Consider the following 15,320-nt stretch of genomic DNA (forward strand, 5'->3'; position numbering starts at 1 on the left):
ACGAGGTTCAGCGCCTGCGCCGTGGAGCCGCCGCTCCCAGCCCTACCGCTGCCGCCGCCGCACCCGTCGCGGCAGCCGCCACCAGGCCGGGGTGCCGCGCGAGTGCCGCCTGCGCCGAGCGGGGGTGGGACGTCTCGTCGAAGGGACCGTGTGCGCCGTAGTCGTGCTCCGGGGCTTCGTCCGCGGGGAGCCAGAGGTTGGTCGTGCGGGTGAGGTAGCGGTCCAGCAGGGCGGGCGCCAGTTTGTTGGCGAGGACGGTCGCGGCGGTGGACGTGCCCACGTAGTACTGCTTGCGGTGCGGATGGTCCGCCGCGTTGACCACGGCCTGGGCGGCCACCTCGGGCTGGTAGATGGGCGGTACGGGCTGGGGTTGCTTCGGCAGCCGGGACAACACCCAGGAGAACTGCGGGGTGTTGACCGCCGGCATCCGCACCACGGTGATGTGCACGTGGCTGCCCCGGTGCATGAGTTCGGTGCGCACGCTCGACGTGAAGCCGTTGACGGCGTGCTTGGCACCGCAGTAGGCGGACCGCAAGGGGATGGACCGGTCGCCGAGGGCCGAGCCGACCTGCACGATCACGCCGGCGTTCCGCGGGATCATGCGCCGGAGCGCGGCCCGGGTGCCGTGCACGAAGCCCAGACAGCTGACCTCGGTGACCCGCCTGCACTCGTCGGCCACTCCTCGCGCCCTCTTGTCTGCGCCCTCTCCCGTCCGGTCACGGCGCTGTCGGCGTCACGAGAACGGCGCAGGCGCGTGCCGCGGCCGCTGCGCACCCAGATCTTCACCCTCGGCGCCGGATTGAAGAGCACGGCGGCCGCGGTGGGAGCGGCCGGGACCGGCGCCCTGGGCGGGCTCGGAGCCGTACCCCTCCTGGGGATGGCCGCATCCACACAGATCGCGGCGGCAGGCATGGGTGTCGTCCTGCTGACGCACACACCGAAGAGCGCGCGGCGAGCGAGCGGCAGATCCGACGGCGGAGCCGGAACAGTGCGGACGAGGTACCCGACGCGTGAGGAGATGGAGCCTCCACGAGGGGGCAACGGAACTCCCACGCGCCGCGCGGACGAGCCCGCGTCAAGTTCTGGTGACTGGGAGGGCGATGACCCCCACGGTCGCGATTCTTGCGCGACGTCGGTAAGCACCACGCCGGGAACGGCAGTCCCGCCAACGGTGTCGTCAACTGCCCGGCGCCCGCCCCCACCTCGTCCCACCGCGACCTCGGTCACTCCCTGTCGGCGAAGACGCTGGAGTCCAGGCGTCCGAGGAGGTCGACGGGATCCCGGTACACCGCGTGGGCGCCGGCCGTCTCCAGGTCCGCGCGCGGGATTCCGCCGGACAGCACCGCCACCGGGACCACTCCGTCCCGTACGGCGGCCTTCATGTCCCACACGGTGTCGCCGACGAACACGGCCCGTTCGCTCGCAACGTCGGCGAGTTTCCTGGCCTGTCGGACGGGGTCGGGGGCGGGTTTGCCGTCGGCGACGTCGTCCGCGCTCGCCGCGCCGAGGATGACGTCGTCCGCGTCGATCGCGCGGCGCAGCGCGGAGAGTTCCGCGCCGCTCGCCGAGGTCGCCAGGACGATCGTCCAGCCCCGGCCGGCCAGGGCGCGCAGCAGGTCGCCCGCCGCCTCCAGGGCCGGCAGACGGTCGAAGTAGGTGGCGTAGAGGGCGTGGTGGGCCGCGACGAACTGGTCGTCGTCCTCCGGGTCGCGGTCCTTGCCGAGCAGGTGCTCGATCAGGTCGTGGCCGCCGAGGCCCACGGCCCGGTGGATCTCCCGCATCGGGACGTGGTGGCCGCCCTGTCTGAACGCCTCCCACCAGGTGACGACGTGGAGGTGGTTGGTGTCGACGAGGGTTCCGTCGACGTCGAAGATCGCGGCGCGTCTCGTGCTCATCCCGGTCTCCTCCGGCTCACAGTTCGCGGAGGGCGGGCAGCAGCTTCTGTTCGGCCCATTCCAGGTACGGCTCCTGGTGGTCGCCGCCGATCTGGACGAGCGCGACCTCGGTGAACCCCGCGTCCACGTAAGGCCGTACGGCCTCTACGACCGCCTGCACGTCGTCGCCGCACGGAATGGACTCGGCGACGTCCTCGGGCCGTACGAACTGGGTGGCGCCCTCGAACGCGGCGGGGCCGGGAAGTTCGGAGTTGACCGGCCAGCCGCCGCCGAACCAGCGGAACTGGTCGTGGGCGCGGGCGATCGCCGCGTCGCGGTCGGGGTCGTAGCAGATGGGCAGTTGGCCGACCTTGGGCTTGCCCGCACCCCCGTATCCGTCGAACGCGGAGGTCAACTCCGGCCTGGGTTCGGTGGCGATCAGCAAGTCGGCGAGGCGGCCCGCGAGTTCGCACGAGCTGTCGCCGGAGACCGCGACCCCGATCGGCAGGGGTGTGTCGGGCAGGTCCCACACTTTGGCGTTCTCCACGTCGAAGTGGGCGCCGTGGTGGTTGACGTTCTCTCCCGCGAGGAGCGCGCGGATGATCTCCACGGCCTCCTCCAGCCGCGCCAGCCGGACGTGCGCGGCGGGCCAACCGCCGCCCACCACATGCTCGTTGAGGTTCTCCCCGGAGCCGAGACCGAGGCGGAACCGTCCCTGGGACAGGAGTTGCAGGGTGGCGGCCTTCTGGGCGACGACCGCCGGGTGATAGCGGGTCGTCGGACACGTCACGTACGTCATCAGCGGAATGCGGTCCGTGGCCTGCGCGGCGGCGCCGAGGACGCTCCACGCGTAGGAGGCGTGGCCCTGGGACTCCAGCCAGGGGAAGTAGTGGTCGGACGTGACGGAGAAGTCGAAACCGGCCCGCTCGGCGCCGACCACATGGCCCACCAGCTCCCGCGGACCCGCCTGCTCGGTCATCATCGTGTACCCGATCTGCACCATGCCGCTCATCTCCTCGTGGGTCGGGGTGGTTCCGGGACGGCTTCCCGCCTCGTCACCGCTTGCTGCTGAGCCGCAGATCGACCTCCTTCTCCTGGTCACCCGACGCCGCGCCCCAGTGGTCCACGGCGAACGCGGTGCTCAGGGCTTCGAACAACTGGTCCACGGCGACGTAACCGCCCTGCAGCGTGGCGGAGACCGAGCCCTCCAGGGGGATCGGATCGGTCGGGATCCACTCCTGCGTCGGCTCGAACTCCGCACTCCACACGGCGGATCGGTCGCCCGGCTGTTCCTGGGGCACGTCGTCGGAGGGCCGGTCGGTGGGGAACGCGGTCCGCAGGACGCCGAAGACGGTGGCGGCGTCCTCCTTGGACGCTCCGGTGAGATTCACAGTGGCCATCGGGCTCACTCTCCTTGGGTCGGACGGGGCGTGGATGATCAGACGCACGCGTTCACGGTGGCGGCGGGGCGGGTCCGGCGGGCTGTCGAGAGACGGGCCGGTCACTGGGCCGGGCACGCGCATCCACCCTGTGTCCTCGCCGGCAACCCGTCCTGCGGTGACGGTCACGGGGCGTCCCCTCCAGCGTCGCCCGCCTCGGCTCCCACGTCGCGCGGAGCGTCAGCCGGGCGGTTCGTCGGGTACGGGGTGCCCCGGACGTGCGTTCCCGGAATGCGCGGCGCCCCTCTTCCCGGTGCCGGCCTCGTCCGTGTCGGGGATCGTCGGGTCGGGGTTCCCCGGATCACGGCCCTCCGGCTCGCGCTGCTCGTCGGCGTCGGCGCCGGCCTGCTGATCGGGCAGGTCCCTCGGTATCGGCTTCGGTTTCGGCCCTCCGGTGATTCCCGGGGCTTCCGGGCGGCGCTCGCTCACGGCGTTCTCGCTTCCTCGCGCGGGGTGGGTGTCAGGGGCGGGTACCCCGACGGCCGACGACAAATCCGGCCTCGGCACCCCTGACCTGGGGGCCGGGCCGTGCGAAGGTCCAGGGCATCGGTGGGACTGCCCGGGCACGGCGAAGGGCGGGCACCGGCAGAACGCCGGTACCCGCCCCTGTGCGCTGTGGTGACCGTCAGGCTCGGTGGCCTCCGTAGTAGCCGCCGACCTGCTCGTGATAGCCGGCGTCACCGATGTGCTTGTCCTTGTCGAACTCGGGGGAGTTCTTGATCTCTTCCTTGGTGCGGCCGACGTGGACCGTACGGTCCGCGACGTCGATGGTCGAGATGACACCGGCGGGGAGCAGAACCTGCTTGCCGAAGATCCACACTCCGGTGTCGACGACGATGTACGCGGCTCCGACGTCCTCGGAGTGCTTGTCGACCTTGCCGATCGAGCCGTCGCTCGCCTCGACCTTGAACCCGGTCAGGTCCGTCCCCGTCTGGTGACCCGACTCGGCCTGGTAGCCCCACATGTTGTCCGTCATACAAAACCTCCCCTTGCGGCGCGTGAAATACCGAGGAAGCCCGTCCGGAATTTCGGTGGGCGTCCCTCGGCGGGTCGAGTGCCCACCGTTTTCGGTCCCACACAATTTGAAATGTCGACTACGCGTCAATGGATCGCGAATCCGGCGTCACTCAAAATCAGCGCGAGGAGAAGTACAAGAATCAACACAGCCATGTCGATTCCCCTTTCCGGAAGGCAGTTGTGCCCTCTGTGCCGTATGCCATGCGGGTGTTTTTCGGCCTCGTTTCCACGGCACGTCGCCGACCGTCCCGACCGAGACCTTTCGCCAGGCAGACACGGCCGGTCCGCATGAGACGGGCCGAGCGGGTTACCCGTGGGCCGTGCTGAGAATCGGAATGATCGCCGTGGTCGTGGGCGCCGCCCTCGCAGGCGTGGGTATGGCCGTGACCGTGTCGCCCTGGTGGTGGACGGCCGCAGCGCCACTCGCCGCGCTCGGCGTGATCGGCGTGTGGGACCTGGCCCAGCGGCGGCACTCGGTGCTGCGCAACTATCCGGTGATCGGGCACGCCCGCTTCCTGCTGGAACGCATCCGTCCCGAGTTGCAGCAGTACTTCGTCGAGCGGAACTTCGACGGCCGCCCCTTCGACCGGGACATCCGCAGCATCGTCTACGAGCGGGCCAAGGGCACCGCCGCCGAGGAGCCGTTCGGCACCGAACGCGACGTGTACCAGGCGGGATACGAATACCTGGTTCCCTCAATGGCCCCGCGCCCGGTGCCCGAAGAACCGCCGCGCGTACGCATCGGCGGCCCGGACTGCACCCGGCCCTACGACATGGCCCTGCTGAACGTCTCCGCGATGAGCTTCGGCTCGCTCTCCGCCAACGCCGTACTCGCCCTCAACCAGGGGGCCGCGGCGGGCGGTTTCGCGCACGACACCGGTGAGGGCGGGCTCTCGGAGTACCACCTGCGCCCGGGCGGCGACCTGGTCTGGGAGATCGGCACCGGCTACTTCGGCTGCCGGACCCGGGACGGGGACTTCGATGCCGGGGAGTTCGCCGAGAAGGCGTCGGGCGACAGCGTCAGGTGCGTGTCGCTCAAGCTGTCGCAGGGCGCCAAACCCGGTATCGGGGGCGTGCTGCCGGGCGCCAAGGTGAACGCGGAGATCGCCAAGGTGCGGGACGTCCCCGAGGGACAGACGGTCATCTCACCGCCGTATCACCGGGTGTTCTCCACGCCTCGTGAACTCGTCCGTTTCATCGCGCGGATGCGGGAGCTGTCCGGCGGCAAGCCTGCCGGTTTCAAGCTGTGCCCGGGTTCACGGCGGCAGTTCCTCGCCGTGTGCAAGGCGATGATCGAGGAGGGCACCGCGCCCGACTTCATCATCGTCGACGGCGGAGAGGGAGGCACCGGTGCCGCCCCGCTCGAATTCGCGGACCACGTCGGCACCCCGCTCACCGAGGGTCTGATGACCGTCCACAACGCGCTGGTCGGCGCGGGTCTGCGGGACCGGATCCGGATCGGCGCGAGCGGCAAGATCGCCACCGGGGCGGACCTCGTCAAACGCATGGTCCAGGGCGCCGACTACGGCAACGCGGCCCGCGCCATGATGTTCGCGGTCGGCTGCATCCAGGCCCAGCGCTGCCACACCAACACCTGCCCCGTCGGCGTCACCACCCAGGACCCGCGCCGGGCCCGCGCGCTGGACGTCGGCGACAAGGCCGCGCGCGTACGACGCCTCCAGGAGGCCACCGTGGGCAGCGCCCTACAGATCATGGCCTCCATGGGAGTCACCGACCCCTCCCAGCTCCGCCCGCACATGCTGCGCCGGCGCGTCGACCCGCAGACCGTGCGCTCCTACGACGTGCTCTACGAGTGGCTCTCCCCCGGCCAACTGCTGGCCGAGCCCCCGCCCGACTGGGCAGCGGACTGGAAAGCCGCCGACCCCGACCACTTCACCATCTGACCCGCACCCGCTGCACGATCCGACCTGGAGGAACTCCGTGGCACGTACAGTCGCCCGCGTCATCGTGGACGCCCTCAGCGAACTCGGCGTCCGCCAGGTGTTCGGCGTCGTGGGGGACGCGCTCAACCCCCTCACCGACGCCATCCGCACCACCGACGACGTGGAGTGGGTCGGCTGCCGCCACGAGGAGGCCGCCGCCTTCGCCGCGAGCGCCCAGTCCCAGCTCACCGACCGCCTCGGCGTGTGCATGGGCACGGTCGGCCCCGGCTCCGTCCACCTGCTCAACGGCCTCTACGACGCGGCCAAGAGCCGTACGCCCGTCCTGGCCATCGCCGGCCAGGTCCCCCTGTCCGAGCTGGGCAGCGACGCCTTCCAAGAGGTCGACAACGACCTGCTCTTCCGAGACGTGGCGGTCTTCCGCGCCACCATCACCGCCCCCGACCAGCTGCCGCAGCTCCTGGAGACGGCGGTGCGCAACGCCCTGGGCCACAAGGGCGTCGCGGTCCTCACCGTGCCGGGCGACCTCGGCGACCGCGAACTGCACCACGACCGTCCCGCCCGCTTCTCCCTCACCACGCCCACCACCCGCCCCGAGGCGTCCGCGGTACGGCAGGCCGCCGACCTCCTCTCCTCTGCGGACCGGATCACCCTGCTGGTCGGGCAGGGCGCCCGCGCCGCCCGCGAGGACGTGCTCGCACTGGCCGACCGTCTCGCGGCCCCGATGGTGCTGACGTTGAAGGCCAAGGAGGGCTTCGAGGGCGACAACCCCTTCCAGGTCGGCCAGACCGGCCTGATCGGCAACCCGGCGGCGGCCGGAGCCATGCACTCCGCCGACACCCTGCTCCTGCTGGGCACCGACTTCCCCTACCGCGACTGGTATCCCGAGGGCCGCACGGTCGTCCAGGTCGACACCGAACCCGCGCACATCGGCCGCCGCGTCCCGGTGGACATCGGCCTCGTCGGCGACGTGGGGGCCACCGTGCGCGACCTGCTCGACCACCTGGCCGCCGAGCCGGGCGAGTTGGGCGACCTGGGTGGCGCGCGCGACCGCGGACACCTGGAGGGTGCCCGGAAGCACTTCCTGAGCTGGCGCGAGGGCCAGGCACGCCTCGCCGACCCCGCACACGACAAGGGTCTGGTCGGCAAGGTCCGCTCCGCACTCGACAACCGCGAGCACGGCATCCGCCCGGAGTCGCTGGCCGCCGCCGTGGACCGCAGCGCCTCCGACGACGCGATCTTCACCTCGGACACCGGAATGGCCACCGTCTGGCTCTCCCGCTTCGTCGAGATGCGCGGTACGCGCCGCCTGCTCGGCTCCTACAACCTGGGCTCCATGGCCAACGCAATGCCGCAGGCCCTCGGCGCGCAGTACCTGGACCGGGACCGCCAGGTCGTCGCCTTCTGCGGCGACGGCGGCCTGAGCATGCTCCTCGGCGACCTCATGACCCTCAAGTCCTACCAACTGCCGGTCAAACTCGTCGTCTTCGACAACCGCCGCCTCGGCATGGTCAAGCTGGAACAGGAACAAGCCGGTCTCCCCGAGTTCGGTACCGTCCTGGACAACCCCGACTTCGCCGCCGTCGCCACCGCCCTCGGCATCACCGGCATCCGCGTCACCGACCCCGCCGACCTCGACGACGCCGTACAGCGCGCGTTCGCCACCCCCGGCCCGGTTCTCCTGGACGTCCTGACCAACCCGGACGAGATCGCCGTACCCGCCAAACCCACCGTCGAACAGGGCTGGGGCTTCGCCGTCGCCAAGATGAAGGAACTCCTGCGCAGCCACGGCGACGAAACCCAGCACTGACCACGTGCCGTCCGTCAAGCGGCGAGGGCGCCGGCAGTCGTGCGGGTCGGGTACTCAAGACAGGCGGTCGTCCGGTCGTCGGGCGAGTGGGACCAACTGCCCGGCCCACTCCGACCACGAGGTCGTGGAGTTCCCGCGCCGCTCCGGTCGGGCGCACGCGTACGAGACCATGCCCGCCCGGGGATGCAGGGAAGCGAATCCGGGCCTTCCAGGCGAAGGAAGGTTGTCGCGGTATCGGCGGCGCTCCCGGTGTCGATCGCTCCGGCGGGACAAGCGCCGGTGCCGGCCGGCTGCGTGCTCGCAGTCTGCCCCGGGTCAGATCACGCGGAAGAGGTCGGCGGCCGCGTGGACGTCGGTGAAGTCCTCGATGGAGCGCAGGTTGTCGCACAGGGCGTCCAGGACCGAGTCGGCTTCGGCGACGCGTGGGGCGCCGATGGCCACGCCGAAGACGCGGAAGCCGAGCCGGTGCTTGGCCTCGTTCCAGCCGCGCATCCATGTCTCGGTGACGCCGCAGTCGTCGTCGGTGAGCATCACGATGTCGCCGCGGGCGCGGGTGGTGTCGTCGAACTCCTCCTCCAGCAGTTCGCCGGCCGCCGACAAGGGCCTCTGGTAGCTGGTGCCGCCACCGAGGAAGGTCTCCGCGAAGTCGAGGACCTGGGCGATGTCGGCGGGCCGGTCGGCCGGGAAGCGGAAGACCTGGAGCTTGTCGGCGGCGGAGAACAGGATGCCGACGAAGTCGCGCCCCGCGTGGCGGGCCTGGTCGAGGAGCGCCAGGGCACACGCCTTGGCCCACGCCTCCCGGGTGACTCCGCCGGGCCCCGCCTCGTACATGGAGTGCGAGGTGTCGACGCACGCGATGACGGCGCCCTGGCCGGTGCTCTGCTCGCCCTGGCTGTCGTAGAGCATCAGCTCTCCGGCGGCGTAGCGCGCCGCGAACACCGCGCGCAGTGCGGGCAGTCCGAGGTTGGCGAGTTCGGAGGGGATGACGCGGGAGAGGTCGTTGCCGAGGGTGACGCCGACCAGTTCTCCGGTGGCGTTCTCGACCTTGCGGGCGCGCTCGCCATCGGCCATCTGCCGGAAACGGCCGATCAGTTCGGCCCACTCGGCGAGCCGGCCGGTGCGCAGCCGCTCGGCGAGCCGGGCGCGCTGGCCGAACGGCATCCGCTCCAGCTGGCCGGGACCGACTCCCCATGCCCGCATCAGTGTGCCACCCTCCCGCGCGGCCTCGGCGGCCTTCGCCACCGCGTTCCGCGCGGCGGCACGGATACCGGGGGCCGCCGCCGTGAGGATCTGCGCGGCGTCCCGGGCGGCCTGCCGTGCGGTGGCCTCGGCGGCACCGGCGGCCTCGACCGCCTGTCGTACGGCGTCGTCGGCGGGGGACGGCACGGTGCCGTCCTCGTCGGCCTGGTCGATGGCCTCCTGGAGCGCCTCGCCCACGGCGGTCGCGGCATCTTCGGCGGCCTGCCGGGCCCTCTTCGCCTGCTCGGCCTGTTCCTGGGCGTCCCGGGAGCGCTCCAGTATCCGGCGCAGCGCGGCGGCCTGGGCGAGCACGGCCATGGCGGCGGCGTAGGGGTCGCCGGCCGTCTCCCGGTGCAGCTCGGCGAACTCCGGTGAGTCCAGGAGCGAGGTGATGACCTGGTGGTTGACCAGCCGGGAGGGGTCCATCTCCGCGCACTCGCGCAACCGCGGTACGACCTTGTAGGCGGCCAGGAACGCGTCGGCGAGGAGGTCGGTGGTGTGGTCGTAGCGCTGGTTCAACTCCTCGGCCAGGTCCCGCAGTCCGGCCGACTGCCCATAGGTGTCCTGCCAGGTGAACCGGTCGAACCGGTCCGCGACCACCGCCGTGGTGTGCTGCTCGGACGCGACGGCGGATCCGCCCAGCCCCCTCCCGGCCCGGCTCGTCAGTTCGTCGAGCCTGCCCCGTGTCTCGTCCATGGGTCCTGATCCCCCGGTGTTCAGAGCTGCGCCTGCACCATGCTCGCGTCCATCCCGAGCGCCTCGGTGAGAACGCGGGCGCGGACGGCGCGCTGGCGGCCGGTGACCCGGTCGATGGCGGCGGTGGAGCGGCCGGCGCCCGCCGCCTCCACGCGTAGCCTCTCCAGTCGCTTGCCGGCTGTGGCGAGCTGGTTGTGGGCCTTCTTGATGACCCACTCGCTCAGCGCCTCGCGGGACTGCCCTGCCATGGCGTCGAGTTGGGCCTCCAGCTCATCGATGGCGTCGGCCAGGTCGAGTGCCTCCTTGGCATCGGGGTTGACCAGATGCAGCACCTCGCGCTCGACGGTGGGGCGTTGGGCCGGGGAGTCCCACAGCACGTGGGTCAGCACCGACAGGTCGGTCTCGGCGACCGCCGGGCGCCCGTCGAGGTACGCGGACGCCTGGAGCAGACCCACCGCCTGCCGCCAGCGGCGGTCGGAGGCGACGAGTTCCTTGCGGCGCAGGGCGGCCCGCAGGGTGCACACCGCATCGACGATCACGTCGGGGACGTCCACGGCCGGGACGGCCTCGGTCACGGCCTGCTGCAACGCGGCCAGTTCGACCGTGGTCCGGGTCGGTGGCGCCGGGCGGCTGACGGCGGAGCGGACCAGCGCGGCGAAATGGGCGGGGTCTTCCAGGTACCCGACCTCGATCCGCACCAGCAGTCGATCGTAGATCGCGGCCGTGTCGTCTCCGCTGGGCAGTTCGTTGCTCGCCGTGATGGCTCCGATCAGGGGGCAGTTGATCGGCTCGCCGCCGCTCTCGGGGTGGTAGATCCGCTCGTTGAGAAAGCCCAGTGTCTCGTTCAGCGCGGCCGTGGAGCACTTGAAGATCTCGTCGATGAACGCGATGTGCGCGGTCGTGGCGCGGCCGTCGTAGACCTGGCGGTACTCGCCCCGGGCCAGCGCCGCGACGTCGACGGGGCCGAACATCCTCGTCGGCGCGGTGAACTTCGAGAGGAGGATCTCCCAGTAGGACGCCCCCTCGAACCTGCCCGTGAGCTCCCGGGCCAGCTCGGACTTCGCCGTTCCGGGCGGGCCGAGCAGCAGCGAGTGCTGTCCGGCCAGCAGCGTCACGATCAGCGTCCGCACCACGTCGGCCCGCTCGTAGAAGCGGTCCGACAACTCGTCGCCGATCGCCCGCAGCCTCTTGGCGGTGTCCTGCACGCCGCCCTGAGTGCCCAGCTCGCCCATTGTCAACTCCTAGCCTGTGATGCCCTGTTGGGCTGAAGAGACGACCCTTCCTGCGAGGCTACGACGAGGTGCGAGGCGGCCAAGGGAGAAACTGCCGGACGGGACCGCTCTCCAGGAACAGGGAGTCATGCGGCCGGCGTCTCGGCCGCCTTGTCCGCGACCCCGACATCCAGCAGCGCCTCGTCCGCGGAGCCCAGGAAGTCGAGGGACTTCTTGTCGAAGACCCAGACCGTGCGGCCGTCGCGCTCCTTGAAACTCAGGCCGACGCCCGAACGGCCGGTGTAGTCCTGGGCGTCGGTGACTACCGAGACGCCCGGGATCTTCGCGGCCGCACGGTAGCGCACGGCGTCCAGTTCGGGCAGCAGCATGTCGCCGATTTTCTCCAGCGCCGCGCTCTCCCTGGTCTACCCCTCCCCCTTCGTGCCGGCATAGGTCTTCGCCAGCAGTGCGTCGGGGTCGGTGGGCAGCGCCTGAAGCTCACGGAACGTGGTGACGTTCGGGTCGGGGCTCAGCCTCGTGTCGTGCGTGCCCTTGGAGTACGAGGAGAACGGATCCCGGGGCCGGAACGGCGGCCCCACCAGCACCGTGACCCGGCTCAGTCCCCCGAGCTTGCCGTCGACGGCGGTCCAACTCGCCTCACGCAGGACCCGGATGTCCTTGTCCGAGAACTTCATCGAGCCCTGAGTGCGGACGTAGACGTACTGGTCGTCCCTGACAGGCACGGACTTCTTCGCGGCGGCGACCTCGGCGATGTGATGGAGGAGGTCGATCGCGTCCGCGTCGGTCGTGGCGGTCCTGGACCCGACGGCGCCGGCAAGGACCGCGGGGACGATCGCCGCCGCCGTGACAAGTGGTACGGCGATGACGGCGAACCGGCGGCGGGTGGCGCGCGCTCGCCAGCGGGGGGCTGTCGCGACGTCCGGGAGTTCCGGGGCGGCCGGCTCGGTGAAGTCTCTGAACTCGGTGAGTTCTCTCATCAGATGGTCCTTCAGCAGGTCGTGGCAGTCGCTCGTCAGGACCGGCTCACCCGGGCTCGGCAGCAGCCTGGCCAGTTCCTCGCGCTCTTCGAGGTTCATCGGTGCTTCTCCTGAGTCGACCGGGCCGTTTCGGGACGGCCACCCGGTACCTGTCCGGTGCGCGGGCCGCGTCTCGGCTTTTCCTGCCGAGGTGGAACATCGGGTGTCGCGGCGGCACTTGGCTCCCCCGGATACCTGGCCGGCCGCCCGGCGGACGTGCGCCGGGCCAACTCCGCCTCCGACAACGTCCGTAGACGCTGTCTCGCCCGGGCGAGCCGCGACCGTACGGTGCTCGCCGGCACGCCGAGGGCCTCTCCCGCGGCCGCGTAGCCCAGTCCTGACCAGACGCAGAGTGCGAACACTTCCCGCTCGGCTCTGCGCAGCCGACCGAGCGCGGTCTGCGCGGCAGCGAGCCGCTCGGCCTTCTCCATGCGCCCGACGACGTCGTCGGCGAAGTCGGGCAGGGTGTCACGGTCCGTCGGGCGGTCGGGGAGCCTGGCGAGCGCGGCGTTGTGCCGACGGGCGGCGCGACGCGTGTTGCGCAGAACGTTGGTGGCGATGCCGTACAACCAGGGGCGCAGTCCGTCGCCGTCGGACACGTCGGCGTTACGGTGTCGTCTTCGTCGTCTTCGTCGTGGGCCGCGGCTTCGGGTCTCAGCTTCTCCCCGAGCCGCCAGGCTTCCAGGAAGGTCAGGGACACCACGTCCTCCGCGATGCTCGGGTCCGCCGACAGTCGCGCGGCATGGGCAAGTCGCGAGCCATCTCCTCGCCGTCGCGGTCGAGGAGGCTGTAGGTCTGTCCGAGAACGAGGTCGAGCTTGCCGGCGTCGTCGTCGGCGAGCGGCAACGAGACCACGGGGCCCGTGGGCTGCGTGGGAACCGCCGTGTAAATCGGCCGGCTCGATACGAACTCGAAGGCGCGGAAGATCCAGCCATCCGGCCCGAGAAGACGGTTCAGCTCCTCGACACGTCGGAATGACTGGTCGCCGTCAGGCTGCGCCTCTGGATGAACGAGCCGTGCCAGGAAGGTGAGAAGCACCGCGTCGGGGCCATCAAGGAGTTGGAAGCGCGAGTCCTCGAAGACCCAGTCGTCCGGCAAGTCCAGGTTGTTGACCCGGTGCTGGACCTATGTCGCCGCGTGCCGTCGTGAACCGGGAATCCTGCGACGCCAGCCCATCCAGGTCGTACAGGCTCTCCAGGAAGGCGATCTCGTCGAGCCGTCCCCACGACGGGCCACCTTCGCCGCGCAAGTAGTCGAAAATGTCGCGTCACCGCCGTGATCTTCGACGTGCCATGCGGTGCCAACAAGGGTTCGGCCTGAGTCATGCCTCCAGGATGGCCGTACGTGGGCTCACGAGGAGGGCTGTTGGAGACTCTTCGATCTCTCGACTCGACCGAGTGGCGTCGTCAGCCAGGTCGCCAACGTGGTGAGGTCGGGCCACCGCGCCAATCCTTCATAGCCCGTGGAACGCTGCGGCGAAGGCGCCACCGCGGCCGACCCGCGCTCCAACACGTGCCGTCCACCGGCCCCGCTGGGGCCGCCTTTTCACTGAGGAGTCACCCATTTCCCCGTCGCTACAGACGGCCTGACCAGCATCCAAAGACGCCTGACGACCCATCAAAACGAGCGTCAAGATATCGCCCGTAACGCCCACACCGTACATAACACGCACCCACAAAACCGCAGCTCAGGACAGCTTCGCCACCGGCTCCAGAATCGCCACGCACTCCACGTGGTGCGTCATCGGGAACAGATCGAACGCCCGAAGCGTCCGCACCCGATACCCCCCATCCCGGAAATACGCCAAGTCCCGAGCCAACGCAGCCGGATCGCAAGCTACATAAGCGATCTTCCGCGCCCCGAGGGACGACAGATGCTCCACGGTCTTCTTGCCCGCCCCCGCCCGCGGCGGATCAAGGACGATCAGATCGACCTCGCTGATCCCCGTCCGCGGCAGCACGCTCTCGACCTTGCCCTGCTCGATCCGCACCCGCTCGAACCCGGCGAGGTTGTGCCGCGCGTCCTCGACCGCGCGCTTGCCGGACTCGATGCCGAGGACCGCGCCCTTGTCGCCGAGGCGGTCGGCCAGCGCGCCCGCGAAGAGGCCGACGCCGCAGTACAGGTCGAGGGCCATGTCGCCCTTGCGCGGCAGCAGGCCCTGCATGACCGCCTTGACGAGGGTGTCCGCGGCCATCGGGTGGACCTGCCAGAAGCCGCCGCTGCCGACGCGGTACGTACGGCCGTCGGCCCGCTCGCGGACGAACGCGCGGCCGTGGACCCGGTGGATGCCGCCGTCGTGTTCCTCGACGCGCATGACGGAGACGGGGCGTTCGAGCTCGACCAGGGGCAGCCGCGCGCCGGGGCGGGGCTCCAGGATGACCATCCGGTCCTGGGAACCCGTCGCCGCGATCGCCTCGACCGAGGCCATGCCGGACCAGTCGCGTTCCTCGATGCCCAGCTCGCTGACGCCGAGCGCCGCGATCATGCAGTGCTCGACCGGCTCGACCTCGTGCGAACGGTGCTTGCGCAGACCGGCGTTGCCGTCGACGTCCACCGCGTACTGGACGCGCGTGCGCCACCGCGGCACCTGGCCCGCGGGCAGCTTGTCGCCCTCGGCCGGCATCACCGTGCCGTCCCAGCCGGCCTCCTCGGGCGTGAGCCCCGCGAGCCGCTGCAACTGCTCGGTGATGACCTCGCCCTTGAGGCGACGCTGGGCGCCGGGCTTGGCGTGCTGCCAGTCGCAGCCGCCGCAGCGGCCGGGGCCGGCGTACGGACACGGTGCCTCGACCCGGTCCTTGGACTCGTCCAGGATCGTCACCGCGTCGGCACGCAGGAACCGCGCGCCCTCCTCGCCGTCGGTGACCCGCGCGACGACGCGCTCACCGGGCAGCGCGTGCCGGACGAACAGCACCTGCCCCTCGGACGTACGGGCGATGCAGTGCCCGCCATGGGCAACGGGGCCCACCTCGACCTCGTACTCCTCCCCCACCAGCGATTTCTTCGGTTCTGCCTGCATGGCGGGGTGACTCCACAACGTCAAAGGGGGTACGGCCGGACAACAGCCCACCAGTCTACGTGGACCCCGCCCGGCCGCTC

The 15,320-nt window shown here is 70.8% G+C and carries 15 protein-coding genes and 1 pseudogene; 2 read left to right on the plus strand and 14 right to left on the minus strand.

The window, feature by feature from the left end; translation table 11 throughout:
• Nucleotides 1-7 precede the first annotated feature (7 nt).
• The 6 genes and pseudogenes from OG194_RS11420 to OG194_RS11445 all read right to left on the minus strand — a co-directional run.
• Nucleotides 8-673, minus strand: a pseudogene (locus OG194_RS11420) (SDR family NAD(P)-dependent oxidoreductase); the annotation flags it as partial.
• 550 nt (nt 674-1,223) lie between these two features.
• Nucleotides 1,224-1,895 carry an HAD family hydrolase gene (locus tag OG194_RS11425; protein ID WP_327400763.1) on the minus strand — a complete coding sequence of 224 codons (672 nt, stop codon included), beginning with the start codon at nt 1,893-1,895 and terminating at the stop codon, nt 1,224-1,226.
• A gap of 16 nt (nt 1,896-1,911) precedes the next feature.
• Complete coding sequence (locus OG194_RS11430; RefSeq protein WP_327400764.1) at nt 1,912-2,877, minus strand: LLM class F420-dependent oxidoreductase; 966 nt, start codon at nt 2,875-2,877, stop codon at nt 1,912-1,914.
• 52 nt (nt 2,878-2,929) lie between these two features.
• The gene (locus OG194_RS11435) at nt 2,930-3,274 is read right to left on the minus strand and encodes a hypothetical protein (protein ID WP_327400765.1); all 345 of its coding nucleotides are present in this window, start codon (nt 3,272-3,274) and stop codon (nt 2,930-2,932) included.
• 219 nt (nt 3,275-3,493) lie between these two features.
• Entirely contained in the window at nt 3,494-3,742 is a 249-nt protein-coding gene (locus OG194_RS11440; protein WP_327400766.1) for a hypothetical protein, read from the minus strand.
• Between the two features lie 196 nt (nt 3,743-3,938).
• Nucleotides 3,939-4,289: a PRC-barrel domain containing protein gene (locus tag OG194_RS11445; protein ID WP_327400767.1), complete on the minus strand. Its 351-nt coding sequence runs from the start codon at nt 4,287-4,289 to the stop codon at nt 3,939-3,941.
• 376 nt (nt 4,290-4,665) lie between these two features.
• Between OG194_RS11445 and OG194_RS11450 the strand changes: the two genes are divergently transcribed.
• Entirely contained in the window at nt 4,666-6,234 is a 1,569-nt protein-coding gene (locus OG194_RS11450) for an FMN-binding glutamate synthase family protein (protein ID WP_442811788.1), read from the plus strand.
• A gap of 37 nt (nt 6,235-6,271) precedes the next feature.
• On the plus strand, nt 6,272-8,041 hold the full coding sequence (locus OG194_RS11455) for a thiamine pyrophosphate-dependent enzyme (protein ID WP_327400768.1): 1,770 nt from the start codon (nt 6,272-6,274) through the stop codon (nt 8,039-8,041).
• A 315-nt stretch (nt 8,042-8,356) separates the two neighbouring features.
• Here the strand turns inward: OG194_RS11455 and OG194_RS11460 are convergent, their stop codons facing one another.
• The 8 genes from OG194_RS11460 to OG194_RS11495 form a co-directional block, all read right to left on the minus strand.
• Nucleotides 8,357-9,976, minus strand: a complete 1,620-nt coding sequence (locus OG194_RS11460; protein ID WP_327400769.1) for a vWA domain-containing protein — start codon at nt 9,974-9,976, stop codon at nt 8,357-8,359.
• Between the two features lie 20 nt (nt 9,977-9,996).
• Nucleotides 9,997-11,208, minus strand: coding sequence for an AAA family ATPase (locus OG194_RS11465; RefSeq protein WP_327400770.1), 1,212 nt, complete (start codon nt 11,206-11,208; stop codon nt 9,997-9,999).
• Nucleotides 11,209-11,333: 125 nt separating this feature from the next.
• A complete protein-coding gene (locus OG194_RS11470) occupies nt 11,334-11,576 on the minus strand; it encodes a hypothetical protein (protein ID WP_327400771.1) in 243 nt (80 codons plus the stop codon).
• Nucleotides 11,577-11,612: 36 nt separating this feature from the next.
• Nucleotides 11,613-12,284 (minus strand): hypothetical protein, encoded by a 672-nt coding sequence (locus OG194_RS11475; protein WP_327400772.1) that lies wholly within the window; start codon nt 12,282-12,284, stop codon nt 11,613-11,615.
• A complete protein-coding gene (locus tag OG194_RS11480; RefSeq protein WP_442811533.1) occupies nt 12,281-12,823 on the minus strand; it encodes an RNA polymerase sigma factor in 543 nt (180 codons plus the stop codon). The genes OG194_RS11475 and OG194_RS11480 overlap by 4 nt, the downstream gene beginning before the upstream one ends.
• 91 nt (nt 12,824-12,914) lie before the next feature.
• Nucleotides 12,915-13,322, minus strand: a complete 408-nt coding sequence (locus OG194_RS11485; RefSeq protein WP_327400773.1) for a hypothetical protein — start codon at nt 13,320-13,322, stop codon at nt 12,915-12,917.
• A complete protein-coding gene (locus tag OG194_RS11490) occupies nt 13,276-13,473 on the minus strand; it encodes a hypothetical protein (protein ID WP_327400774.1) in 198 nt (65 codons plus the stop codon). The genes OG194_RS11485 and OG194_RS11490 overlap by 47 nt, the downstream gene beginning before the upstream one ends.
• 438 nt (nt 13,474-13,911) lie before the next feature.
• Nucleotides 13,912-15,240 carry a class I SAM-dependent RNA methyltransferase gene (locus OG194_RS11495; RefSeq protein WP_327400775.1) on the minus strand — a complete coding sequence of 443 codons (1,329 nt, stop codon included), beginning with the start codon at nt 15,238-15,240 and terminating at the stop codon, nt 13,912-13,914.
• Between the last annotated feature and the right edge of the window lie 80 nt (nt 15,241-15,320).

The organism is Streptomyces sp. NBC_01288, from assembly GCF_035982055.1.
Lineage (GTDB): Bacteria > Actinomycetota > Actinomycetes > Streptomycetales > Streptomycetaceae > Streptomyces.